The 22,767-nt window shown below is 35.6% G+C and carries 25 protein-coding genes; 14 read left to right on the forward strand and 11 right to left on the reverse strand.

Annotation, left to right across the window (positions count from 1 at the left end; all coding sequences use genetic code 11):
- The first annotated feature begins 217 nt into the window (after nt 1-217).
- Nucleotides 218-1,297 (forward strand): alkene reductase, encoded by a 1,080-nt coding sequence (locus tag IPH52_10975; GenBank protein MBK7055558.1) that lies wholly within the window; start codon nt 218-220, stop codon nt 1,295-1,297.
- A 159-nt stretch (nt 1,298-1,456) separates the two neighbouring features.
- On the opposite strand, the gene IPH52_10980 is transcribed toward IPH52_10975, so the two are convergent.
- On the reverse strand, nt 1,457-2,434 hold the full coding sequence (locus IPH52_10980; protein ID MBK7055559.1) for a hypothetical protein: 978 nt from the start codon (nt 2,432-2,434) through the stop codon (nt 1,457-1,459).
- A 189-nt stretch (nt 2,435-2,623) separates the two neighbouring features.
- Between IPH52_10980 and IPH52_10985 the strand changes: the two genes are divergently transcribed.
- From IPH52_10985 to IPH52_10995, 3 genes are all read left to right on the forward strand, one after another.
- A complete protein-coding gene (locus IPH52_10985; GenBank protein MBK7055560.1) occupies nt 2,624-3,109 on the forward strand; it encodes a GNAT family N-acetyltransferase in 486 nt (161 codons plus the stop codon).
- Nucleotides 3,110-3,194: 85 nt separating this feature from the next.
- Entirely contained in the window at nt 3,195-4,472 is a 1,278-nt protein-coding gene (locus IPH52_10990; protein ID MBK7055561.1) for a 7TM-DISM domain-containing protein, read from the forward strand.
- A 98-nt stretch (nt 4,473-4,570) separates the two neighbouring features.
- Nucleotides 4,571-5,674 carry a response regulator gene (locus tag IPH52_10995; GenBank protein ID MBK7055562.1) on the forward strand — a complete coding sequence of 368 codons (1,104 nt, stop codon included), beginning with the start codon at nt 4,571-4,573 and terminating at the stop codon, nt 5,672-5,674.
- A 4-nt stretch (nt 5,675-5,678) separates the two neighbouring features.
- On the opposite strand, the gene fliE is transcribed toward IPH52_10995, so the two are convergent.
- From fliE to IPH52_11015, 4 genes are all read right to left on the reverse strand, one after another.
- The gene (gene fliE / locus IPH52_11000) at nt 5,679-6,050 is read right to left on the reverse strand and encodes a flagellar hook-basal body complex protein FliE (protein MBK7055563.1); all 372 of its coding nucleotides are present in this window, start codon (nt 6,048-6,050) and stop codon (nt 5,679-5,681) included.
- Between the two features lie 78 nt (nt 6,051-6,128).
- Nucleotides 6,129-6,590 (reverse strand): flagellar basal body rod protein FlgC, encoded by a 462-nt coding sequence (gene flgC, locus IPH52_11005; protein ID MBK7055564.1) that lies wholly within the window; start codon nt 6,588-6,590, stop codon nt 6,129-6,131.
- Between the two features lie 19 nt (nt 6,591-6,609).
- Complete coding sequence (gene flgB / locus IPH52_11010; protein ID MBK7055565.1) at nt 6,610-7,041, reverse strand: flagellar basal body rod protein FlgB; 432 nt, start codon at nt 7,039-7,041, stop codon at nt 6,610-6,612.
- A gap of 32 nt (nt 7,042-7,073) precedes the next feature.
- A complete protein-coding gene (locus IPH52_11015) occupies nt 7,074-7,487 on the reverse strand; it encodes a hypothetical protein (GenBank protein ID MBK7055566.1) in 414 nt (137 codons plus the stop codon).
- Between the two features lie 1,097 nt (nt 7,488-8,584).
- Here IPH52_11015 and IPH52_11020 point away from each other — a divergent pair.
- Nucleotides 8,585-8,941, forward strand: coding sequence for a PIN domain-containing protein (locus IPH52_11020; protein MBK7055567.1), 357 nt, complete (start codon nt 8,585-8,587; stop codon nt 8,939-8,941).
- Nucleotides 8,942-8,973: 32 nt separating this feature from the next.
- Nucleotides 8,974-9,156 (forward strand): hypothetical protein, encoded by a 183-nt coding sequence (locus tag IPH52_11025; GenBank protein MBK7055568.1) that lies wholly within the window; start codon nt 8,974-8,976, stop codon nt 9,154-9,156.
- 133 nt (nt 9,157-9,289) lie between these two features.
- Here IPH52_11025 and IPH52_11030 read toward each other — a convergent pair whose 3' ends face one another.
- A complete protein-coding gene (locus IPH52_11030) occupies nt 9,290-9,496 on the reverse strand; it encodes a hypothetical protein (protein ID MBK7055569.1) in 207 nt (68 codons plus the stop codon).
- Nucleotides 9,497-9,930: 434 nt separating this feature from the next.
- On the opposite strand from IPH52_11030, the gene IPH52_11035 reads away from it, so the two are divergent.
- The 7 genes from IPH52_11035 (at nt 9,931) to IPH52_11065 (ending at nt 17,905) form a co-directional block, all read left to right on the forward strand.
- Nucleotides 9,931-10,272, forward strand: a complete 342-nt coding sequence (locus IPH52_11035; protein ID MBK7055570.1) for a DUF433 domain-containing protein — start codon at nt 9,931-9,933, stop codon at nt 10,270-10,272.
- Nucleotides 10,273-10,511: 239 nt separating this feature from the next.
- A complete protein-coding gene (locus tag IPH52_11040) occupies nt 10,512-10,658 on the forward strand; it encodes a hypothetical protein (GenBank protein MBK7055571.1) in 147 nt (48 codons plus the stop codon).
- A 193-nt stretch (nt 10,659-10,851) separates the two neighbouring features.
- The gene (locus IPH52_11045; protein MBK7055572.1) at nt 10,852-12,669 is read left to right on the forward strand and encodes a flagellar hook-length control protein FliK; all 1,818 of its coding nucleotides are present in this window, start codon (nt 10,852-10,854) and stop codon (nt 12,667-12,669) included.
- A 31-nt stretch (nt 12,670-12,700) separates the two neighbouring features.
- Nucleotides 12,701-13,432, forward strand: a complete 732-nt coding sequence (locus tag IPH52_11050) for an endoflagellar hook capping protein (GenBank protein ID MBK7055573.1) — start codon at nt 12,701-12,703, stop codon at nt 13,430-13,432.
- 27 nt (nt 13,433-13,459) lie between these two features.
- Nucleotides 13,460-14,851 (forward strand): flagellar hook protein FlgE, encoded by a 1,392-nt coding sequence (gene flgE / locus IPH52_11055; GenBank protein MBK7055574.1) that lies wholly within the window; start codon nt 13,460-13,462, stop codon nt 14,849-14,851.
- Nucleotides 14,852-15,186: 335 nt separating this feature from the next.
- Nucleotides 15,187-17,055, forward strand: a complete 1,869-nt coding sequence (locus IPH52_11060; GenBank protein MBK7055575.1) for a GAF domain-containing protein — start codon at nt 15,187-15,189, stop codon at nt 17,053-17,055.
- Nucleotides 17,056-17,065: 10 nt separating this feature from the next.
- A complete protein-coding gene (locus tag IPH52_11065; protein ID MBK7055576.1) occupies nt 17,066-17,905 on the forward strand; it encodes an SDR family oxidoreductase in 840 nt (279 codons plus the stop codon).
- Nucleotides 17,906-18,000: 95 nt separating this feature from the next.
- On the opposite strand, the gene tsaB is transcribed toward IPH52_11065, so the two are convergent.
- Genes tsaB through IPH52_11080 form a run of 3 tightly spaced genes read right to left on the reverse strand, consistent with a single transcriptional unit; the run spans nt 18,001 to nt 20,877 of the window.
- Complete coding sequence (gene tsaB, locus IPH52_11070; protein ID MBK7055577.1) at nt 18,001-18,645, reverse strand: tRNA (adenosine(37)-N6)-threonylcarbamoyltransferase complex dimerization subunit type 1 TsaB; 645 nt, start codon at nt 18,643-18,645, stop codon at nt 18,001-18,003.
- Between the two features lie 50 nt (nt 18,646-18,695).
- The gene (locus IPH52_11075) at nt 18,696-19,187 is read right to left on the reverse strand and encodes a hypothetical protein (protein MBK7055578.1); all 492 of its coding nucleotides are present in this window, start codon (nt 19,185-19,187) and stop codon (nt 18,696-18,698) included.
- 13 nt (nt 19,188-19,200) lie between these two features.
- On the reverse strand, nt 19,201-20,877 hold the full coding sequence (locus tag IPH52_11080) for a hypothetical protein (GenBank protein ID MBK7055579.1): 1,677 nt from the start codon (nt 20,875-20,877) through the stop codon (nt 19,201-19,203).
- 308 nt (nt 20,878-21,185) lie between these two features.
- Between IPH52_11080 and IPH52_11085 the strand changes: the two genes are divergently transcribed.
- The gene (locus IPH52_11085; GenBank protein MBK7055580.1) at nt 21,186-22,217 is read left to right on the forward strand and encodes an alpha/beta fold hydrolase; all 1,032 of its coding nucleotides are present in this window, start codon (nt 21,186-21,188) and stop codon (nt 22,215-22,217) included.
- Here IPH52_11085 and trxA read toward each other — a convergent pair.
- Nucleotides 22,214-22,528 carry a thioredoxin gene (gene trxA, locus IPH52_11090; GenBank protein MBK7055581.1) on the reverse strand — a complete coding sequence of 105 codons (315 nt, stop codon included), beginning with the start codon at nt 22,526-22,528 and terminating at the stop codon, nt 22,214-22,216. The genes IPH52_11085 and trxA overlap by 4 nt on opposite strands.
- Nucleotides 22,525-22,683 (reverse strand): YtxH domain-containing protein, encoded by a 159-nt coding sequence (locus IPH52_11095; GenBank protein ID MBK7055582.1) that lies wholly within the window; start codon nt 22,681-22,683, stop codon nt 22,525-22,527. The genes trxA and IPH52_11095 overlap by 4 nt, the downstream gene beginning before the upstream one ends.
- Nucleotides 22,684-22,767 lie beyond the last annotated feature (84 nt).

The raw sequence follows: 22,767 nt of genomic DNA on the forward strand, positions 1-22,767 counted from the left end.
GATTGTATAAAAGTAAAACTTGTTTCTCACAGACGCAGAGTTCATTGAGAGTATTGATTTATTGGCTCTTTTCTCAGTGTTCTTTGTGCTCTCTGTGAGGAAATCATACTTTGAAGTAATCTGGAATGAAAATTAATTAAACATCGAATTATTTAACTTGTATTATAAAGCAAGCTTAATTAAGTGTAAAATTAATTATTACATTTAAGGAGAACTGATGAGTTCTAAATTATTTTCCAAAACCAAATTAGGTACCCTAGAATTAAAAAATGCCATTGCTATGGCTCCAATGACTCGCTGTCGTGCGATTGGTAATATTCCAAATGATTTAATGGCTAAATACTATGAGCAAAGAGCAGGGGCTGGTCTTATTATTACCGAAGGAACTTCTCCTTCCCCGAATGGATTGGGCTATGCTAGAATTCCCGGACTATTCTCAGATGCACAGGTAGAAGGTTGGAAGAAGGTTACTTCTGCAGTTCATGCAAAAGGAAGTAAGATTTTCGTTCAATTCATGCATGTAGGAAGAATTGGACATCCTAATAATTTACCGGCTGGGGCAGAATTGGTTGGAGCATCTGCTATTAAGGCAAAAGGGCAAATGTGGACTGACAATGCAGGAATGCAAGAACATCCAGTTCCACGCGAAATGAATAAATCAGACTTAGATAAAACCAAGCAAGAATTTGTTCATGCATCAGAAAATGCAATCAAAGCAGGATTTGATGGAGTTGAGCTTCATGCGGCTAATGGATATTTGCTAGAGCAGTTTTTAAATCCGGGCTCTAATCAAAGAACAGATGAATACGGTGGAAGTTTTGAAAACAGATGCCGTTTTGTGATCGAAGTCGCAAAAGCTGTAGCTGAAAAAATTGGCAAAGAAAAAACAGGGATTCGTCTTTCTCCTTATGGAGCTTTTAATGATGTAGGTCCATTTCCTGGAACAGAAGAGGAATATGCGTATTTGGCGACAGAGTTAAACAAGATAGGTCTTGTTTATATTCATTTAGTTGATCATTCTTCTATGGGTGCTCCTAAAGTAGAGCCTTCTACTGTTCAAAAGATTCGTGAGAATTTCAAGAATACAATTATCCTAAGCGGTGGGTATGATCGCAAAAGAGCGGAAGCAGATTTAGATGCAAATGCAGGAAGTGTAATTGCATTCGGAAAAGCATTTCTTGCTAATCCTGATTTAGTAGAGAGATTAGAAAAAAATGCAGCATTAGCAAGTCCAGATATGTCTACTTTCTATTCTGCTGATGAAAAGGGTTATACCGATTATCCAGTGCTTGGTTAGTTCGAACGATTTTAATGTAAAAAATATTCTTTTCTGTCGGGAGTCTCAATAAGTTGAGATTTCCGACAAAAGATATCGGAAATGACATCTTAACGCACTGTAAAATGATGAAACCTCTTACTTCAAACTCACGTTAGATAATTTTAGTAGGAAAAATTCTTACCTTGCATTTTTGGAAGGTGAATGTAAAAAGAATTTAGAGTCTTTGTTGAATAACATATCTAGAACCTGCCTGTCTGAGCCAGTAATGATTTGTTCTTTTTGCAAAAACTCTAATACATCACTTCTATGTCCACCGTCTAGATTTTTGAGTTGTGAATAAAACCATTGGAGTGGAAATACAGATGATTTTACTTTATTGTAATCTTCCAATGTTTCACTGAATTTTTTTAAACTAGAAAGTTTCAATTCTGCGATTGCTTCAAATTCTTGTAGAACTTCTAATATTCCAGTCGTATCATCACTTAATAAATCAAGTAACCTAAAATATAAAACAGGATTGATTTGAGCTAAAATAAAAATATCATCTTCAAGTGCTATGTAGAGTCTCTTTTCGATTTCTTTACTTAAGAGAATGCTATTCGTCAACTGCTCCGAATAATTTGGGGAAAGAATTAATAAGAATAGAGAAGCAAGTTTGAATTCATCTTTAGCGATTAAGAATCGAATCATGAATAGTCTTTTTTCTTCCGATATATGCTTCCAAAATTCATTTATTTTAAAATCAAAAAAACTTTTTACTTCAATGGAGTTTTTTTTGTTTAAGTAGCTTTGATAATTCTCTCGGAGGATTGCAAATAAAACATCTTCCTTGAATTTTTCTAATCTATGAGCTGCTTTGATTGGCTCGGTTATTTGAATAAAGTATTTTAAGCAGGTAATGAGTTTTTCATTGCCCATCATTTTTTTTGACAAAAAAGAAGCAGATGCATGTTCATATGCACTATACGCAACAGAAAGACTTAAGTCCCCTTCGTAGAAAGAAAGAATTTTTTCGTCGGCTACACATAATTTGTCTCTTGTGCAGTCTATGCATTTTTCAAAACGAGTTTCACATTTCTTTTTGTGAGTCCGCGTTTCTAATTTAGTCACTTGACTTTCTTTCTCAATTACTGTGTTAATTTCCGAGAAATGCATTTCTAACTCTCCCTACTTATTAATAATCTACGATTCAAAACTAAATTAGTCATCCTTTTTTTTTATTATGATTACAATTCAAAAAAAAATATAAGTATGAAGAAAATAAGATTGCCATGGAGGCATAGAGACATGGAGATTATTTTTACCTACTAATCGCAGGTAGACCTATGTTAGTCGCTCAAATATATGAAGATAAGAGAAATATTTTATAGTGATTGGAATGCTATTATGCGAATTCAGGAGGATTCTTATTTTGCAATAGAGCCAGAGCCAGTTTCTGTCTTACAAAGTAAATGGATTTTCTCGAAAGAGACTTGCTTTGTTTTGGAAGAGGATTCTGAGATTCTGGGGTATTGTCTAGCTCATCCATGGGAGGATAATGACGCTCCGCCGCTTTATAGCGAATCACTTACAGGCTCTCATTTTACCTGTATTTTTATTCACGATCTTGCTGTTACACCACGAGCGCGTAATCGTGGAATAGGTCTTATGGGATTTCATTATCTGAAAGAATACGCTATAAAAAATAAGTTTCATTTTCTTAGTTTAGTTGCGATACAAGGAGCAGAAAATTTCTGGCATAAACTTGGCTTTCAACCGGCTAATATTGATAAGTCTTTAGTTAGCTATGGGGAGACTTCTGTTTATATGAAATTAGTTCTCCCTGCCTAAGATATTTAAGAGTAATATAATTCATTTGACGATAGCGGCTTAATGGAGTTTGCTTGTTATTTGAAGGAGTAAATAACGTATTACTTTGAAATTTTTATCCATTCTAATCATTTTACTTTTTCCGATTCTCCATTGTAATGTAAATTCTAAGGAAAATATTCCAGTGGCTAAGAATGGAATTTTGGATTTAAGAAATTGGAATCTAAAAACGCAGGGTGTTCTTGCTTTAAATGGGGAGTGGGAATTTTATCCAAATGAGTTCATTTTACCAAATCAATTTTCCGAAAAGAGAAAACCGAGTTATTTGCAAGTCCCATCGAATTGGAATACATTTGTTCTAAATGAAAAAGAAATGGGAAGTAAAGGTTTTGCTACTTATCGGCTAACGGTATTATTCTCCCTGGAACAACGAGATATTGCATTTAGGGTTCCTGAAATTTATACAGCCTATCAGATTTTTGGGAATAATGAATTAATTTCTAAGAAAGGCAATATCAGTGATATGGAAGAAGGAGCCATTGCTGAATTTGATCCAGAAATCAGTCTACAGCCACAAAACGGATTTACCAAATTAGAAATCGTAATTCTTGTTTCCAACTACCATCATCGAAGAGGAGGAATTGTAAAAGAAATTCAAATTGGAACTATATTGGATTTGATGAAGAAAAGAGAAGTTTCAATTGCAGAAGATTTATTTCTAGCAGGAAGCATTATTATCATTGGGATTTATCATTTCGGATTGTTCTATCTTAGAAGAAAAGAAAAATCCTATTTTTACTTTGCAATTCTTTGTATTTTAGTTTCGATTCAGACTTTAATTTCTGGTGAGAGATATTTCATGCGGCTATTCATGAATACTCCCTGGGAAGTAATGTATACATTGGATTATTTGAGCACCTATCCGAGTCTTATTTTTTTTGCGATGTTTATTAGGGAATTATTCAAAGAAGACTTTTCTATTTATATATTAAGGTTTGTTCAGGTCATTTTTGGATTAGCTTGCTTGCCTGTGATTTTTGGTGAGTCTATTTTGTATTCTACTCTTAATCCTTATTTCGAAATACTAATCGTTATTAGTTTCTTCTTTTTTTTGGGATCACTCTTTCGGGCTACCTTTTACAAACGAGAAGGGGCATACTTGATATTATTTGCAACGATTGGCGTCTTTGCAGCAGTCATCAATGATATATTGTTTGGACGAAATATTATTTCTACTATGATACTAGTTCCTTATTCCATTTTCTTTCTTTTCTTTGCCCAATCTTTTTTATTATCAATACGATACTCTAAAGCATTTTTCAAAGTAGAATCTCTATCAAACGAATTAGAAAAATCAAATCGTTCCCTCGAAGAAAAGTATTAACCAGAACGTCTGAATTATCAGATAAAAATCTAGAATTAAAAAAAGCAAAGATAGAAGCGGAAAAAGCCTATAAAATAAAATCAGAATTTCTAGCGAACATGAGCCATGAAATAAGAACTCCTATGAATGGAGTGATTGGCATGGCAAATATTTTATCGAATACAGAATTGAATGAAACACAAAAAGAATATTTGAATACGATAAGCATTTGCGGGGAGACAATCTTAACTATTATAAATGATATATTAGATTTATCTAAAATAGAATTTGACCAGCTTGTATTAGAAAACAATCCATTCTCCATAGAAGAATGTATAAAGGAATCAATCCATATTGTAGCTCCTAAATTAACCTCTCAGGTGAAGCTGTCTTATCAATTTATGACAGACTCAGTGCCTATCGTAAAGGGAGATATAACTCGATTGAGGCAGATTTTTTTAAATCTTTTGGGAAATTCTGTTAAATTTACGAAAGAAGGATTTATACTAATCCGATGCACTGTTAAAAATGAAACAAAAGATAAAATCGAAATACTATTCGAGGTAGAAGATTCCGGGATTGGTGTATCTCAGGATAAGCAAGATTTGATTTTCGAATCCTTTACACAATCTGATTCTTCCATCACTCGCAAATTTGGGGGAACAGGTCTGGGATTAACGATTACAAAAAGATTAATTACAAAAATGGGTGGATCTATTGGAGTAAGAAGTGAAGAAAATAAAGGAAGTAATTTCTATTTTACAATTTCTTTTGATAAATCGCTCGAAGTAAAAGTAAATAAAAAAGAGGAATTAGTAAAATCGGATGAGACATTGGGGATTCTTTATCCTTTTAAAATTTTGCTCGTAGAAGATATTCAAGTAAATCAAAAAGTCGCGTCTAAGTTTTTATCCCGTCTTGGCTATACCGTAAGTATTGCTAACAACGGCAAAGAAGCATTAGCCTTTGTTTTGTCGAATCCGGTGGATTTAATCTTTATGGATATTGGAATGCCTGAAATGGATGGAATGGAAGCTACCAGAGAAATTCGTCTCATAGAATCGAAAAAGCATATAATCATTGCGATGACTGCAAACGTTGATATGGAAGACAGAAATAAATATTTATCAGATGGGATGGATGATTTTATTAGTAAGCCAATCTATTTTGACGAACTAGCAAAAAAAATCAGAGATTGGGGAGAGATTTTTTTTGCTAAATAGTCGATTATCTTAAATTGCTTAAGTCTCTGTATGCTTTGATGACACCATCGATCATAGTCTTAGTGAAAGTGAGAGATATACGAGCTTTTTCTGCTGCAATCATTACCTGGTGCGAGTCAACACTGTTTGGATCAAATACAATTTTTTGAGTGAGTGTATCTGCTTCTACTTGTTGGTCGTTGACTTTCTCGAAAGATTTTTGCAATACTTCTGCAAAGCTTTCGGCTACATCGTCAGGTGAATGGGTCTTAGCCGCTTCTCCATAATGACGTGTATCGGATGTGCTAATAGAAATCTTATCACCCTTAGGTGAAATAGGAAAGGGACTTCCTGAATTATACGTTGAACCAATATTAGAAATATTAAAACTACTCATTATTACAAATCCTTATTATTACTAAAATTTAAAATCTTTCCAACTCTGTGTCTCAGTGCCTCTGTGGCAAATCTTCAATTATGCTCTACCAATTTCTAACGACTTGTTAAACATTGCTTTGCTGCCGTTGATCATTTGCACATTTGCCTCATACGAACGAGACGCAGAAATCATATCTGTCATTTCTGTTACCATGTTTACATTCGGAAATTCTACATAGCCTTTTTTTTGTCCTACTTTGATTGCATCTGGATGAGTTGGATCATAGACAAGACGAAGAGGGGTCATGTCTTTTTCGATTTTCATGACCTTAACACCTTGTCCTTCGCCGGGAGAAATTCCAAAAGGATAAACAGGACTTTTCCACTGAGTGCGAAGATTCATTGGAGTCATTACAACTCTGTCTCTTCTATAAGGACCGTCGCCATTTGTATTACGTGTAGTAGTTGAGTTTGCGATGTTGTTAGAGATTACATCCATTCTGAGTCTTTGAGCTGAAAGACCGGTTGATGAAATATTAATTGAGGTAAATAAACCCATTTTCTAATGCTCTCCTTTCTTACGCTGATCTAATTACGATATTTAACATGCGGAAATTCTGATTGAGTCGCTCGACCATCATGGTATAAGCCATTTGGTTATGAGAAACTTCTGTCATTTCTTTTTCTACATCTACGTTGTTTCCATCGGCTCTCATGGTTGTGAGATAATCTACATTAGCCTTCGATTGAACATCTTTATAATTGAGTGGTTTGAAAAACTCAAAGTGTTTTTCATGTGAAATTTGTGTAGGCACAGCACTCTTTTTTTGAAAGTCTTCGGATTCTAAAGCACGTTTTAAATTTGATTCGAAGCTCACTTCACTTCTTTTGAAATGAGGAACATCTACGTTTGCAATATTGTCCGCCAAAACCTTTCTCTTGTAAGTGGCGTTGTTTAAGCCTCTTTCGAGTAGGTCTTGTGTTTTCATAAAATAAGTGTTTGTGAACATATTTCAATCTCCTAAACAGATTTCTCGGTTTACTATACGTTACTCATCGGCAGGATTTGAATTTTGCATGAATGAAAATTATGTCGTATTGATAAAAAAATGCAATTTTGTGATAGTTTAGTTACCACAGAGGCACGAAGACACTGAGGTATTCGTGGGGGATTGGTTAGACGCAAGAGAAGCCTATTTCTCACAGAGAGCACGGAGTTCACAGAGAGGTAAGCAAAGTTCAAAACTGTCAATTTAGGAAGAGAAGGGTAGGATAGGCATCCCTGCCTGTCCATTGAATAGGCAAAGGCTAGTGCAGGTGTATTGCCGGAACGAATAGATGAAGTGATCCGTTCTGCCTTTGCCTTGCTAGAAGTCTTTTCGTTCCAGGTTAAAAATGCAATGTCACCCATTGTGCCGACAATGTTTTCTAAAATTTTTCGTATTAATTTTCTCATATATATAATTTCCTTAATTCGCACTACCTCACCCCAATTTTATAGAAGTTGAATTGTCTGTCTGTAATGACCTCTCCCTACAATCGGAGTTTTACAGAGAGTGGCTAATAGCTGTAACTCCCATTTTTAGAAACTCAGATAGTGAAATTAAAATAATCTTCGTATGCGGCTAATCGAAAATCAACTCAAATTATTTTTTATCAAATATTTTTTTCCAATAGTTACACAGTTCAGCATTTTTGTGGCTCTAATGCGTAATTAGGGTATAATTGCTTTGTCACCTCGAATGCTAAGGCGTTGGGAGAGGCTAATGCTATGTATACGCTTTGTATAAGCTGCGTATAAGATAACGTTTTATCAAACATAGGGTAGCGATAGGTTCAAAGCTATACTCAATATAGGTTCTCTATGCCCCCTTAACCCATATTTGAAGTATTAGGGAACCCATTGCTACCCTATGTTATGTGCATCGTCTTCTTATACGATGGTAAAAGGAAGCTACTACCTCACCCTGACTCTCTAGAAGTTTGTATAGTAAACATTCTGCTAAGAAATATTTGGAAGTTTAACAATTCTTTTATTAAATAAGTTATTGTAGAATATATGGCTTTGAAAAGACAACAGGGAACGATTGGATGCTTCTTGATTAATGTCTTATCTAATTACACTGCATAGTCCTTGCAGGCTATGCAGGAAGGTATTTCGCTCCGTTGGAGCTTTCAATATTCAGATTATTGAAAATCCATTACTTAACTTCCGGTTCTTTTTTATCCTCTTCTTTCTTTTGTTCCGGCTCTTTTACAGCGGCTACCATTTGAGTAACCGCTTGTGAACCAATATAGCCAGCTTGGCTTATTTACAAAATTCGCAAGTATCATTCCAGCGTAGCTTACGTCTATTCTCGCCACACCGACAGACTATCTACTGAATGCTGCTTCAAAAGGGAAATTATCGTTGACATGTTTAGATATTTCAGTAATAAAAAGCATTGGTAGTATGAATTGAAAGTATTGAATATTTACATGGATGCTTGTTGTATTAATCGACCCTTTGATGATTAGAGAGATGGAAGAGTTAGATTAGAATCTGAATCGTTCTTGATTTTATTAGAAGAAATTGAAAAAGGAAATTTGCATTGGTTAGGTAGTGTAATCTTAGATTTTGAAATAGAGCAAACTCCGGATAAAATAAAGCAAAAGAAGTCAAAGAATTATTTGCTTTCTGTAAATAAGAAAATTAACATGAATCTAGAGATAAAAAATAGAGCCGATGAATTACAGTCTTTAGGATTTAAAACTTTTGACGCTCTCCATATAAGTTGCGCTGAATACGGAAAATCTGATGCATTCTTGACTACTGATGACAAACTCCTTAAACTTGCCGTCAGAAATCAGGAGACTTTAAGAGTTAAAGTATTTAATATTACTAGTTGGACACAGGAGTATTTAAAATGAAAACCAAGAAAAAGACAAACCAGGAAATCTTAATGTTTGGGTATGAACTTTTATATAAAAATTTAGGTCCAGTGGATTATACCAGATTTCTTCAGCAATTAGAAACGGGTTACGGAGATTATACCAAACAAAGAGACCAGTGGCTTGGAAAGCATTCAATTGATTCTGTTTATTCCGCGTTATCTTTACAGAAGAAAAGGAAAGTTGCTGTTTGAGATCATTCTATGAAAACAAAAATTCGCTCACACAACATCGCTTTCTTTAATTACACTGCATAGTCCTTGCAGGCTATGCAGGAATGTATTTCGCTCCGTTGGAGCTTTCAATATTCAGATTATTGAAAATCCATTACTTAACCTCCGGTTCTTTTTTGTCATCTTCTTTCCTTTGTTCTGGTTCTTTTCCTGCGGCTACCATTTGAGTAACCGCTTGTGATCCAATGTAGCCTGCTTGGCTTGTGCCGAGTAAAGTATGTAGAGGTTCAGGAATAGAGGGAAGACCATGTAAAGGATTTGTCTTTGCGGATAATGGTTGTTTTCTTTCTCTTATCCACATAATTCGCAAGAATCATTCCTCCGTAGCTTACTCCAAGTAATCCGACTAAGGATAAATTAAATTCTGGTAAATTAGGATTGTGCAAAATAATACCCTGACAAATCGCTATATAGAAATAACTTCCCATAAGCACAATCGTCCATGCAAAGGATTGAAAATTAACTAACGAGTAAGAATTTGTTTCTGGATCGATTAGTATATCAGGAAGAAAGTTTATCTTTTTACTTAGTAGAGATAGAATACCTAAAAAGAGAATTGTTACAACAAAGCTTGCAATCTGTGACTCGTTGGAATGTCTTGAAATATTATTTGGTGTTCAGCATCCGACTTTGCTTAAATTTCCGAATACGCCTGACTTTGATATTTCAGCGATTGGGAAGAAGTGATAAAAAAATTCATGGTTGAATCTTCTTGACAAAAAATCTTTAGAATATATGCTCATAATGATTATGAATACTATTGAACTAAAACAAACTTTAAATCATCTAAGTGAAGAAGAAAAAATAGAAGCTATTTCATATTTAAGTAATTCATTTTCCCAATTCTGGATAGGAATTGAAAAAAATCCAATTGTATGCAATGGAACTGCCTGTATTATCAGGACAAGAATCCCTGTTTGGTCTTTGGTTTCTTATAAATTAAAAGGTTGGGATGATAAAAAAATTCTAATAAACTTTCCAACGTTAAGGGCTTCTGACATTTCTAACGCATGGCTATATTATAAATTAAATCAAACAGAAATTGATAATGCAATTTTAGAGAATGAGGAATTTTAAGGTTCGTGATTTGGTATGAATCCATATCGTTTTTTATCGTTCTTTTATCAGTGTTAATCGGTGATAATCAGTTTCTTATTATTTGTGGGTAACGTTATGGCTGGGAAGCGGTATAGAAAAGAATCCCCCACGGGAGTGGAATAAGAAAGAAAATCCCACTCTGGAAAGAGAAGAGAAATGGGATCTCAAAAGTGAAACTTTTGAAAACATAGTGGATAAAAAGGTGCAACTTTATAAAAATGAGATCTCCCAACGACACCGCGTTAGGGATCAACTGGATGAATAGGGATAGCTCTATCATCCCTATTCAGGAAGGCGAGCCCGACGCTCTAGTCGGACAAAGGAAAGCAAATCCTGCGCAGGATACGACAACGTATAACAAGTAGCGGAACGCCCTAGGAATTACACAGAAATCGAAGCAAATGAGACATTTTATGGTAATTATGGACATTATTGTCAAGATTTAGGTTAAATTGCAGAATATATTTTTACACCAACAAATAAATAGTACAAGCCGTGTACTTTTTTAGTTAAGCTTTTAGGAAACTGTTCGATGTTCAGTGTAAGGCGGACTCTTGCATGTTTATTTTTAATCACTTAGAAAACCTAATTTTTGGTAAAACTCCAACAGAGGAGATTAAGAAAGATAATACAATTGCAAATAAAGAGTCAAATTTCAACGAAATCCTACACCAGGCAGTCAACGATGCTTCTCGCGTTGAGGCAGATAGATTGCAAACCTATTCTACTATCAGCGAGAGTTTATCGGAAAGACGAGACGTCGTTGTAGTTGAGCCATTTAAAGCAGAAATATTTCAAGAACGAATTTCTAAAGATACAAAGGAAAGCTTTCAACAGCCTTCTCTTTCTTTTCGCGAGGTTATGCCGGATAACGCTTCTTTTTATGCCCCCTCTGAAACTGTAAAATTAGAGTCTGCGCAAGTAAACGGTAAAAGTTATTCGCAAACTTTAGAATCCGAATTCAAAACTATTGAAGCGGATGAAATTAAAAAAGAAAAATCGGAAACAAAAGAAGTTACTACATCCAAAGAGGTTTCTTCTGAAATATTACTCCAAGCCTTTGCTAAGTTAGAAGTAGAAGGACAAAATGCAAAAGACCCAAAGATATCGTCTAAGAAAATCAATTTAGAAGCAAAGTTAGAAGAAAAGAAATCTTCCTCTGATGTAAAATCGGCGCGTGTAGAAGGGCAAACAGTTGTTTCTCTCAAAGCAACGCCTAAAGAAATAGAAAGTAAAGATAGTAAAAAAGTTGCTACTAAAACTGTATCTTCTGAAGAATCTTTAACAAAAGCAAAAGAAGTAAAACTTGAATCTGATACCAAAGAAATTCTAACTAAAGAAGTAAAACGAGAAGTTCTAAAAGATTCTGAGAAAGTAGTAAAGTTTGAGGATAATAGTAAATTATCACAGACTCAACCTAAAGCAAAAGAAACTCCCGTAGCAAATCAAAAAGTGCAGATAGAAGTAAAGTCTGATTCCAATGTACATACAGCAAATGTCATTGTAGGAAAAGAAGAATTATCCGCTACTGGTGCTACAGTGGTGGAAGCACGTAAGCCAAAGAAGAGTCAAGAATTAGAATCTAAAGATAAATCCAATTCTGAAAACTCTAAGCCTATTCAAAAAGAATTTGTTGGCAATGAAAAAGAATTCCGCATGACAAAGGAAACTCTTGTAGAAGTTTCTGGACTTGATAAAAACAAATGGACTATTACCCGTCGTGAAAAAGAAGTAGAGCATGCTAATTTAGAGCGTAAGAAAGAATCTGTTTCTCTCTTAAATGAAATTGCAATGAAGTCTAGCTCTTCTCAGACTTCATCTGATTCAGATAAATCTTTTTCTAATTCTCGTTTTGATGCAAATGGATTTAAAACCTTTTCTGAATCTATGAAGACGGCTAATTCTGATAAGCCACGCGAAGCGGGGTTTGACAGAGAGAATTTTTCTAAGTCTTTAAACGATCTAGTAAGCAAAGCACGCATTAATATTGTTGAGAATGGTAGAAACTCTGCACAGATTTCTCTTTATCCAAAAGATTTAGGTAAGATGACACTTAATATTGATGTTATCAAAGAAAAGGTAGAAGGAAAGATTTTAGTAGACTCTGAGTTTATCAAGAATCGATTGCTAGGAGATGTCTCTCAATTAAAAGCTGACTTAAAAGCCAGTGGTCTTGATTTACAAAGCATTTCTGTGGAAGTAAGAGATCATAGTTCTACCGCTTTTGATTTTGCAAATCCTTCCAATGAAAAAGATTCTGCTAAAGAAAAGTCAGAAAAGGCAAATTCCTCTTTGCCTCAAGTTGCTGCAAATGAAGAACAATCGGAATCTCAGTTTTCAAATAAATCGTATAATCTTGTAGATATAAAAATATAGATAGAGAAGTTTTTAGGAGACCACACACAGAATGCCAGTGCCAGTGCCACAATTAACAGGAATTAAACAAAAAACACAAGATTCCTCTTCTGAGTCTACTAAGACAAAGTATCTAGATGCTGATAAAAAAGTAGATATCAAGTCTTACCTAGATAAATTAAACAAAGAAGAAAAATCTGGACTCAAAGGAATTGAAGTTCGGGACACTCCTAAACAACTTGGCAAAGATGATTTCTTAAAATTATTAATTACTCAACTCACACAACAAGATCCAACCAATCCAATGAAAGACCAGGACTTCATTGCACAAATGGCTCAGTTTTCGAGCTTAGAGCAAATGAAGAATATCTCCTCCGGCATTTCCCGAATGGAGGCTAAGCAAAGTTATTCTCTTGTGGGCAAGGTTGTCTCCGGTCCTGATATGGTGACTGGTGAAACAGTGGTTGGATTAGCAGCGGCATTATTTTTTGATGCGGATGGAAAATCTTATGTAAGAGTAAATGGAAGATCTGTCGAAGTAGAGAAAATCACTCTTATCTCTGATCCTTCTGTTTTAAATCTTGAGAAAGATATGTCCCCTAACGTCAGTAATAAAGAAAATCAAAACGAAAAAAAATCTTCAAGTGTTCAAGAAAATACGAATCCTTCCGATAAAGATAAGGCAAAGCAATCAGTACACGAAGCTACTCCAAATTTGGATAAGTCAGTGGATTGGAATTATCCCGGAGCTAAAACAAATAAAGGCACAAATTATGATAAATAAAAAAAATAACCTAGAGGTAACTGCACTATGATGCGATCCCTGTATTCCGGAGTTTCCGGTTTAAAAAATCACCAAGTAAGAATGGATGTAATAGGAAATAATATTTCCAATGTAAACACACATGGTTTCAAAACGGAACGTGTTACATTTCAGGATATGATTTCTCAGGAGTTATCCGCTGCTATGGAGCCAAAAGACAATATTGGGGGAGTAAACCCAAAACAAGTTGGACTCGGCTCACTGATTGCTGCTATAGATAAAATCATGACACAGGGTTCTTTTCAAACAACTGGAAAGAATACAGACGTTGCGATTTCCGGGGAAGGTTTCTTTGTTGTAAAAGATGGGGATAAAGAGTTTTATACTCGCGCCGGTGCATTTAACGTAGATAAAAATGGATATTATGTAAACCCTGCCAATGGTTTGAAAGTGCAAGGTTGGAATGCAAGATTAGATGAAAGTGGAAACAAATATGTAAACACTGCCGCTAGTGTAGAAGACATTGTATTACCTCTCTATTCAAAAGAGCCTGCGAAAGCAACGAAAGAAGTAATTTACCAATCTAACTTAAATTCTGCTGCTCTTGCTGTTCCTGAAGATGCAAAAGCTGACGAAATTAAAAAATTTATCAACGATCCAGATCCAAAAAAACGCAGAGGACACCAAACAAGCATCATCGTGTTTGATGACCAAGGTATTGAGCGTGAAATGAAAATGGAAATGTATAAACTACGGGATAACGTTTGGAGAGCTTCTGTTTCTATGACTGATGCTTCACAAGTATCAATTGACGTTGCTACAAAAGATCAAAATACAACAGTTCCAGGAAATACCGAAATCGAACTTAGCTTCTCTCCTGATGGAAGATTAGTGGGAGTATCTGATGGTGTTGATAGTTTGAGTGCTGGAAAATTAACCGCAGACATTTCTTTTAGAATTGCGGGAAATCCTGAAAAGCAATCCTTCACTTTGAATTTAGGTGAATCAGGAATGGTAAGTGGAATCACTCAATTTGCTTCTGATTTTACAACTAAAGCAATTAAACAAGATGGTTACCCAATGGGCTATATGGAATCTTTTTCTATCGATAGTTCTGGAAAAATCATTGGAGTTTATTCGAATGGAATCCAACAACAATTAGCTCAAGTAGCAATGGCAATCTTTACAAACCCTGCTGGATTGAATAAAGCCGGCGATACAATGTATAGCTATTCTATTAACTCTGGTGATGCAAACATCGGTGAGTCTGGAATTGCTGGTCGTGGAAAGATTAATGCTGGAATATTGGAAATGTCAAACGTAGACTTGTCTGATCAGTTTACTGATATGATTGTAACACAAAGAGGCTTCCAAGCAAACTCTAGAACTATTACTACTGCGGATCAATTGATTCAAGAGGTTTTAGGGCTTAAGAGATAATTTCTTCTCCTCAATGCTTAGAATAAGCCATTGGCTGACTTAGGTTGGTCGATGGCTTTTTTGTTTTTAAGTCATCGGTGGTAATCTTACCGTTTTTAAAAATGCGATAAAAACTGAAAGATTAGATAAAAAAGTATTTGTATTTTATCGGTAAATAGTAAAACTTAATTGTCTTTGGATTTTCTGCCAATAGGAAACTCGGGCAGATATACTTCTATAGAAAAGGGAATAATTTGCAAATAAATCAATTCATAATATCTGACCTACCTGAACTGGAGCAAAAAGTCTCCTCGTTCTCTAAGCAGATAAATGCGGATTATTTTGCTTTATCGCAAATGAATTCTTTCCCGGATCATTCTGAGAGATTTATAAAGGTAGTATTTTACGTTCGTAAGGAAACTTTACAAAATTCTCAAAAAGAAATTCGCAGTCTATTAAAATTCAATCCTAATATTCTAGCTCTCCTAGTTGTAAATGCTCCACCGGAAGAAAATATTTTTGAGACTACTGGACTTGAAAATGATTTATTCTTTTCTAATATAGAAGACACAGTCCCTGCAGTTTTTCTTTCCAAGACTTTGGTAAATGCCTTTAGCTTTTTACAACTACGATTAGAAAGTTTTGAGTTACAATACAAAGTAAATCTTAGCACGAGTCATATTTCTAAGCTTACTAGAATCGGTGTTAGCCTCTCGAACGAAAAAGATTTCACAAAGTTACTGCGAGATATTCTTTATAGCTCAAGAGAAATTTCAGTCGCAGATTCAGGTTCTCTTTACTTGATTGACAAAGACGAAAAAGGCAATCCAAAGAATCTACGCTTTAAGATTTCCGCGATGGACTTAAATAGCATTGAATTCATTTTGCCAATCAATAAGCAAAGCATTGCCGGATATGTCGCGTTTACCGGTAAGGTTTTGAATATTCCCGACGTATACAATCTTCCTAAAGATGTAGAATACAATTTCAATAGAGACTTTGACAGAGTTAAGAATTATCATTCTAAGAGTATGCTCGTAGTTCCGATGAAAAATTATCTTGGTGAAGTGATTGGTGTCATACAACTTATTAATCGCAAGAAAAACTTCAATAATAAGTTGACCGTAGATCAGATGCGGGGTAATGATGTTATGCCTTTCGATAAATATTCGGAAGAGCTTGTGATGAGCGTAGCGGGGCAGGCTGCTGTTGCTATTCAAAACAATAATTTGATTCAAGACATCGAATCTCTCTTTGAAGGATTTGTAACAGCATCTGTGAGTGCAATTGAAGCACGGGATCCGACTACGAGTGGTCATTCCTTTCGAGTAGCTCTATTAACAGTCGGTCTTGCAGAGACAGTTGATAAGATTAGTGTTGGTAAGTTTTCTAATGTAAAATTTACCCATGAACAAATGAAAGAGATTCGTTATGCTTCTCTTCTTCATGACTTTGGAAAAGTTGGAGTGCGAGAAAAAGTTTTAGTTAAATCAAAGAAGCTAGAACCCTACGAATTAGATTTAATTAAATGGCGCTTTCATTATATGAATAAGGATTTACAAGAGCGGTTTACAGCGCGCAAACTTGAATATGTAAAGAAGAATGGAAATGTTGGTTATTTTGAATTCGAGCGGGCAATTGAAATGGAATACTCTTTTGAGAAAAAGAAATTGGAAGAGATGCTTCAAGTAATCATTGCTTCGAATGAACCTACAATTCTAGAGCAATCCAATTCACAAGCACTCGAAGATATATCTAAAATGAATTTTTCCTTTTTAGATGGAAATGAATTACCTGTGCTCACCTCTGCTGAATTAAACTTCCTTTCTATTCGCAAAGGCTCTCTCGACTTTGAAGAGCGCAAAGAAATAGAGTCCCATGTAGAGCATACCTTTCAGTTCTTGAGTAAGATTCCCTGGACTTCGGGTCTAAAGATGGTTCCTAGTATTGCCCATGCCCATCATGAAAAATTGAACGGGAATGGTTATCCAAGAGGATTACATGCCCAAGATATTCCGATTCAATCTAAGATGATGACGATTGCTGATATATTTGATGCTTTGACTGACAAAGATAGACCTTATAAAAAGGCAGTTCCACTTGAGCGTGCACTCGATATTCTAAAAATGGAGGTAAAAGATCATCATGTTGATGGTGATTTGTTAAATATTTTTATCGAATTGCGGGTTTTCGAAAGACTAAATACTAACAAACAAATTTCATAAGGATTATTTAATGTCTGAATACCCATTAAAAAATTGCACAATACTCATCACTGGAATCACTGATTCTGGTTCGTTAGCATTAGCCATTGCTAAGCAGGCTAAGAAAGAAGGCGCTGAACTTATTTGCACTGGTCTCGGTTTGACACCTTATCACAACAATCTTTCCGATAAAGCAAAAGCCTACTTAGAAAAAACTTTTTCTGATTTTAAAGAAACTATCGCTAAAGAACTCGGAGAGAATACTCTTACGTTGCCTCTTGATGTGACGATTGATGCAAGCATAGATGATACAGCAAAATTTCTGAGCGAAAAAGGAATCCAGCTAAATGGGCTTCTTCATTCCATTGCTATGGACAAAACAATTCGTGCCGGTGCAGTTAAGCCTCTGATAGAAGTTACAAGAGAAGAATTTATGGGAGCAATGGATGTATCTGCTTATTCATTAATTGCTCTTACTCGAAGTCTACTCAATAAACAAGTTCTACAAAAGAACTCTTCTATTGTTTCACTGAGTTATCTCGGTGCAGAGAAAATTGTGCGCCATCCTTATAAGAACGTTGGTGTTGCGAAAGCTGCTCTTGAGCGGATAACAAGAGAGTTGGCGTTTGAACTAGGCAAGTCTCATAATATAAAAGTAAATTCAATTCGTTTTTCTCCTTTCACGGGAAGCAAAGCAGGGGGAGCTATACAGGGCTTACAGGAAGCATTTGATTTTGCACAAGAAAATTCTCCGATGGGAAATGCTCTTCCCGAAGACTTAGGATATGAAGTAGCTTATCTCCTCAGACCTTATGGGCGGATAACAGGCGAAATTCGTCATGTAGATGGTGGATACAATATCAGAGCTTAAACATTAGACTTGTTGCAAATTTGTCACCCTGAGCCTGTCGAAGGGCATATATTTAGCTAATAGTATGGATTCGACAAGCTCACCATGACAATTTTTTATTTATGTGCGTAGGTCTCTCTCATATACTTAGGAAGTAGGGAAGAATAATCATTGTTCGTTAGGTTTAAGTTGCGGATAATGGAAAGTTTCCTTTTAAGAAGAGGAATTGGGTTAGGAAGAGAAGAAAGTAAATCTTGTGTATGCGCTACTAAGTCGGTATCGGAAATTACGATACTATTTTGATATTCTTCGTTGAATAGATTTGGGATATCAGAAGGTAGCGCATCATAGGTTCCTTTATATGTTTGACCATCAGAGTATCCTGTAAAGACTTTCTTTTGTTTTCCATCCAGACATACAATTGCGGGGGATTTATAATATTCAGTGTAATAAGCAGAATACAATTCCAGTGTATCAAGACCAATGCTAGGAATTTTCCAAATCTGAGATAGGTTTCTCGCAGTGCTAACAGAAATACGAATTCCAGTAAATGAACCCGGACCACTACAACATACAATTGCATCAGGCTTATCTAGGCTAATAGCATTAAGCCCCTTTTTTATATCAGTAATTAATCGAAAGGATGCTTCTCGTGGATGATTGGCAGAATAAAAATAATCTTCCTTTATATCCGAATCACTAACAGTATAAAGACCGACTAGAATAAAGTCACAGCTTGTATCAAAGAATAAAATGCGCATTTATTTACAAATGCGCAAAGTTTCCGTTTTTGGTCGATTGTTTATTTTAATTAAAATCCTGAGGCGGTAATTGCAGCTTTTGCACAAGGATTGTTGTTTGGATCACAGGAATACAGTTTAAATGTGAAGCCATCGCTTGGATTTGGTCTTTGTGTAGAACTTCCTAAATTTGTATTGGTTGTTCCTGTAAAGCTAAGTGCAGAACAATTAGATGTAGAGAGTGCATACTTTTTTACATTCGTATTGAGTGCTCCACCTGCACCGCCTGCAACTGTGTTGTAATAATTGGAAGGACTAACAACGATTCCATTGAGAGTAAATGTATCAAAGCATTGTCCTGTAAAGGAAAGATTTGAAAGGTCAGCGCGAGAGAGTATAACAAGAGATCCATTCGTGTATTTATCTGTAGCAGTTCCATTCGACCAATTTCTTAGGACTAATGCTGATAATCCGCTTCTATCTTTCTTTTTAGATTGAATGCATCCAACGGATACAATTAAAATCATGGCGATTAAAAATATATTTTTATAATTTGTTTTCATTCTATTTATTCCTTTAGTTTGGTCTGTAACTATATGCTTCTGGAGAAACTGTTCCAGTCCAAAAGTTTCCTTGTAATTGGAGGTAGATTCTTCTATCATCGATGGCTGTATAATTTCCTGTATTCGGATTTACATCAAATTTATTTCCTAGAATTTGATAGAATAATTGTGCTTTGAAGTGATGCTTGTCTCCGAAAAGATTTACACCTGCCCAATATACACGTAATATATCATTCTGGTTGTGACTATTTCCATCTCTATGAAAGTCCCCTGCAATTTCTTCATACTTTAAGACTGGCATGATATAATATTTATCCATGATTGGAATATTGTATCCGATGGTTGTATGCCAGGCATGTAGATTGTTAGATGCAGCACCGGTATATTTGGTGTATGCGCCTGTAATATAAGCACCTTGAAATGTAAAGGTTGTATCATAGGTATGACCGACTAAACCAAAGCTTGGACGACCGGGAGTGGTCGCGCTATTTTGCACATTGTAGTTTGGCACACTCATTGTAATATTATTTACAATCACATTCGTAGTGCTTCCTCTGTCTGGATTGGATTGTTGTCCGTTGAGTAAATTAAATGCGTTAGTTGTTCCTGGCATGTATTCCGGAACGGCTAAAGTGTTTGGTTGAAAGTTTGCTGTTTGCATATAGCCTGCACCAATAGACCATTTCATTTCCTTTTGGAATACTTCTTCGCCTTCTTGCCAGTTTACTTCTTTTCCGTCTGCTTCCCGTTTTAATCCGCCGAATACATTGTATTGTGCTCGTGCGTAGTAGGTAGGGGAAATTAAAACTGTTCCCCAGCGGTTAGCCGTTGTTAGATCCTGTCTTCTACCTGTTCCATAATCTCCACCGGCACCTTTTCCATTTCCAACCATTAAGGATACTTGCAAATATCTTTCCCATTTATGACCCAATTCTTTTAAAGGAAGAGCAGATACCATGACACCTAAGTCAAATTGAGGAATTGCGTTTGTGATAATGCTACGCTCAAGAGTAATGAAATTAGCCGAAGATTGAAGATACTCTCTCGTAAACTGCGTATTCATTTGACCGAATGTGAGACGAAGACCGGCATATGGATGTTTTGCGTAGATTAGAGCTTCATGCACATAACCACGATTATCTGACATTCTCACTGTATTGACTACGGGAGTTGTAGTAGTAGTGATAATACCGTTGTTGTTCGATACACCGGTTACAACGTTAGTTGTTGTAGTAGCTGTGTTGGGACGATTTACCATATTCTCCATACGAAATTGAATATTCATTCCCCACCAATCGTTTTCATACATTGTTCCAAATCGTAGACGTCTAAAGTTCCAATCGACTGCATTGAAATCACTATGACCGTTCGAATAGGGAGATTCAACACTTCCGCTTACTCCTCTAAATTGCATTCTACCGTATACGGTGATTTTTTCTTTTTTTACATCGTCAGGTCTATGAGCAAATCCATCGGGTAGAGTGGTTATCTCTCTAGGCATTGGTTTTAGGTATTCAACTTTAGTTCTTCCTGGTCCTGGCTTTGTAAATATTTGTCCAGTCTCGGTATCTTCATAAAATTCTTTAGGTGCTTTCGTTTCCTTCTTAGGCTCGCTGTGACTATGGTCACTTGTAGCGTCTTTACTCTCTTCCGCTAAAATAGGGAAAAAGAGAGCAGCAGTAAGTAACATAAGAATTGTTTTAGTGTTTATTTTTTGCAATGTGAATTTCCATCCTTAATCGTAATTCTTCCTTATTTACTCTTATTGATGTTACAAATTTATTACAAATTGGCTTCAATGTGCTCCTGCAACTAAATTTATTACAAAATTATTTCAATATCAGACTATAATCAGGGTAGTTTTGTAATGAATTTGATAAATGAACTAGTGAAATACCTTGTTCGAGAGCTAACTACATAAAAACCAAAAAAATACAAGATTTTATTCAATAAAGTAATTGCTTAAGTTGGCATTAAAAAATGTAAATGGAGTTGTGAATGCAAGAAACAGAAATTAGACTTTTGGAAACCGATACATTGATGTCGGAGATAATAAATAGAACCCCATCTTTGAGAACTTATAAGCCTCCCTTTTGGTGTAAAAATGCTTTTCTACAAATTATTTGGCTTATTGTTCGTGAAATCATTTATTATAACAGAGTAGAATATCGACGGCATAAATTGATTAGACCTGATGGTGGAACTTTATGCATTGATGTCTTGAAGGATGAAGAATTAAAAGAAGATGCACCGATTGTAATTTTTATTCATTCGATTACGGGAAGTTCTAATGCAGTGAATAGCTTTGTGCGGTATGCGCAATACCGTGGATGGCGCTCGATTGTTTTAAATCGGCGTGGTCATGATCATCCTCTTACAAATCCCAATTTTAATTTAATGGGAGATGTAGATGATACAGTAGCCATGATTAATCATATTAAAACATTGTATCCAAATTCTAAGTATATGGGTGCTGTTGGAATATCTGCCGGAAGTGGACAAGTTGTTTCTTATATAGGAAGGGAAGCGCATAATGTAGGAATATCCGCTGCCGTATCTCTCTGTCCCGCCTATGATATCGGACAGGCTTTTGCGAATTTAGATGAGCATTATCCATTAGTAGCTTCCTTATTATTGAAAAGAATTCAGAGTTATTTCTTGAAAAAGAATGCGAAAGTGCTTAAAGATGCCATTGGCTTTGAAGAAGGTTTACAGGCTAAATCCTTACATGAATTTGCAAAAAGAGTAGCTCCCATTTCTGGAGCAAAGGATTGGGATCACTATTTAGAAGAGCACAACCCGATGTCTCATTTTCAGGACAATCAAGTTCCGTGTCTAATCCTAAATAGCCTCGACGATCCAATCTGTGTAAAAGAAAATATTCCGAATGAAAGCTACCGAAATTATGCTGTGGTCCTGACTCAATATGGCTCTCATATTGCTTTCGCGGAAGGTTTTTTTGCACAACGCTCTTGGATGGAAAGAGTCACAATGGATTTTCTGGAAACTTGTTCTTGTTCGTCTGTTTAAATAAATCCCTCAAATGCCTTTTGTAATTGTGGCAATGGCATTGCACCTGAGATTCTTTTTACTTCTTTTCCATCTTTAAAAAGAATGATCGTCGGGATGCTGTTTATATTAAATTGTCTGGCAATATCTGGCTTTTCTTCTGTATTGATTTTGATTACTGTAACTTTGCCTTTCCAAACAGATGCTAATTCAGCTATGACAGGGCTCAATGTCCTACAAGGCGCACACCAGGCAGCCCAGAAGTCAACTAGTATAGGCTTATCATGAGTAGCCACTAAGTCATTGAAAGAAGAAGGTAGTTTTTCACTCATACATGAACCCCCATCATAAAACCTAGCAATGCGCCGTAGATTGTGCTAATATATGGATTCGCTGTAATAGGGCATGCACCGGATCTACATCCAATTACCTTATGCCATGCAAAGCCTAACGCTGCACCGGAAATAACTTGTAGCAATGTTGTCATTGTTATCATAATAAAAAATCCTCCTAAGATTGAAATAGACTCTATTTTCGTAAATAGGATACCCTGTATGGTATATTTGACAGG

Source organism: Leptospiraceae bacterium, assembly GCA_016708435.1.
Taxonomy (GTDB): domain Bacteria; phylum Spirochaetota; class Leptospiria; order Leptospirales; family Leptospiraceae; genus UBA2033.

Coding starts and splice junctions, on each gene's coding strand:
- IPH52_11085 (MBK7055580.1), top strand. CDS start 21,186: ATGCAAGAAACAGAAATTAGACTTTTGGAAACCGATACATTGATGTCG.
- IPH52_10980 (MBK7055559.1), bottom strand. CDS start 2,434: ATGCATTTCTCGGAAATTAACACAGTAATTGAGAAAGAAAGTCAAGTG.
- IPH52_11080 (MBK7055579.1), bottom strand. CDS start 20,877: ATGTTACTTACTGCTGCTCTCTTTTTCCCTATTTTAGCGGAAGAGAGT.
- flgC (MBK7055564.1), bottom strand. CDS start 6,590: ATGGGTTTATTTACCTCAATTAATATTTCATCAACCGGTCTTTCAGCT.
- flgB (MBK7055565.1), bottom strand. CDS start 7,041: ATGTTCACAAACACTTATTTTATGAAAACACAAGACCTACTCGAAAGA.
- IPH52_11060 (MBK7055575.1), top strand. CDS start 15,187: ATGAATTCTTTCCCGGATCATTCTGAGAGATTTATAAAGGTAGTATTT.
- IPH52_11025 (MBK7055568.1), top strand. CDS start 8,974: ATGTTTGGGTATGAACTTTTATATAAAAATTTAGGTCCAGTGGATTAT.
- IPH52_11030 (MBK7055569.1), bottom strand. CDS start 9,496: ATGTGGATAAGAGAAAGAAAACAACCATTATCCGCAAAGACAAATCCT.
- tsaB (MBK7055577.1), bottom strand. CDS start 18,645: ATGCGCATTTTATTCTTTGATACAAGCTGTGACTTTATTCTAGTCGGT.
- IPH52_11095 (MBK7055582.1), bottom strand. CDS start 22,683: ATGACAACATTGCTACAAGTTATTTCCGGTGCAGCGTTAGGCTTTGCA.
- IPH52_11065 (MBK7055576.1), top strand. CDS start 17,066: ATGTCTGAATACCCATTAAAAAATTGCACAATACTCATCACTGGAATC.
- IPH52_10995 (MBK7055562.1), top strand. CDS start 4,571: ATGAGCCATGAAATAAGAACTCCTATGAATGGAGTGATTGGCATGGCA.
- IPH52_10975 (MBK7055558.1), top strand. CDS start 218: ATGAGTTCTAAATTATTTTCCAAAACCAAATTAGGTACCCTAGAATTA.
- IPH52_11040 (MBK7055571.1), top strand. CDS start 10,512: ATGAGATCTCCCAACGACACCGCGTTAGGGATCAACTGGATGAATAGG.
- IPH52_11050 (MBK7055573.1), top strand. CDS start 12,701: ATGCCAGTGCCAGTGCCACAATTAACAGGAATTAAACAAAAAACACAA.
- flgE (MBK7055574.1), top strand. CDS start 13,460: ATGATGCGATCCCTGTATTCCGGAGTTTCCGGTTTAAAAAATCACCAA.
- fliE (MBK7055563.1), bottom strand. CDS start 6,050: ATGAGTAGTTTTAATATTTCTAATATTGGTTCAACGTATAATTCAGGA.
- IPH52_10985 (MBK7055560.1), top strand. CDS start 2,624: ATGAAGATAAGAGAAATATTTTATAGTGATTGGAATGCTATTATGCGA.
- IPH52_11075 (MBK7055578.1), bottom strand. CDS start 19,187: ATGAAAACAAATTATAAAAATATATTTTTAATCGCCATGATTTTAATT.
- trxA (MBK7055581.1), bottom strand. CDS start 22,528: ATGAGTGAAAAACTACCTTCTTCTTTCAATGACTTAGTGGCTACTCAT.
- IPH52_11015 (MBK7055566.1), bottom strand. CDS start 7,487: ATGAGAAAATTAATACGAAAAATTTTAGAAAACATTGTCGGCACAATG.
- IPH52_11035 (MBK7055570.1), top strand. CDS start 9,931: ATGCTCATAATGATTATGAATACTATTGAACTAAAACAAACTTTAAAT.
- IPH52_11045 (MBK7055572.1), top strand. CDS start 10,852: ATGTTTATTTTTAATCACTTAGAAAACCTAATTTTTGGTAAAACTCCA.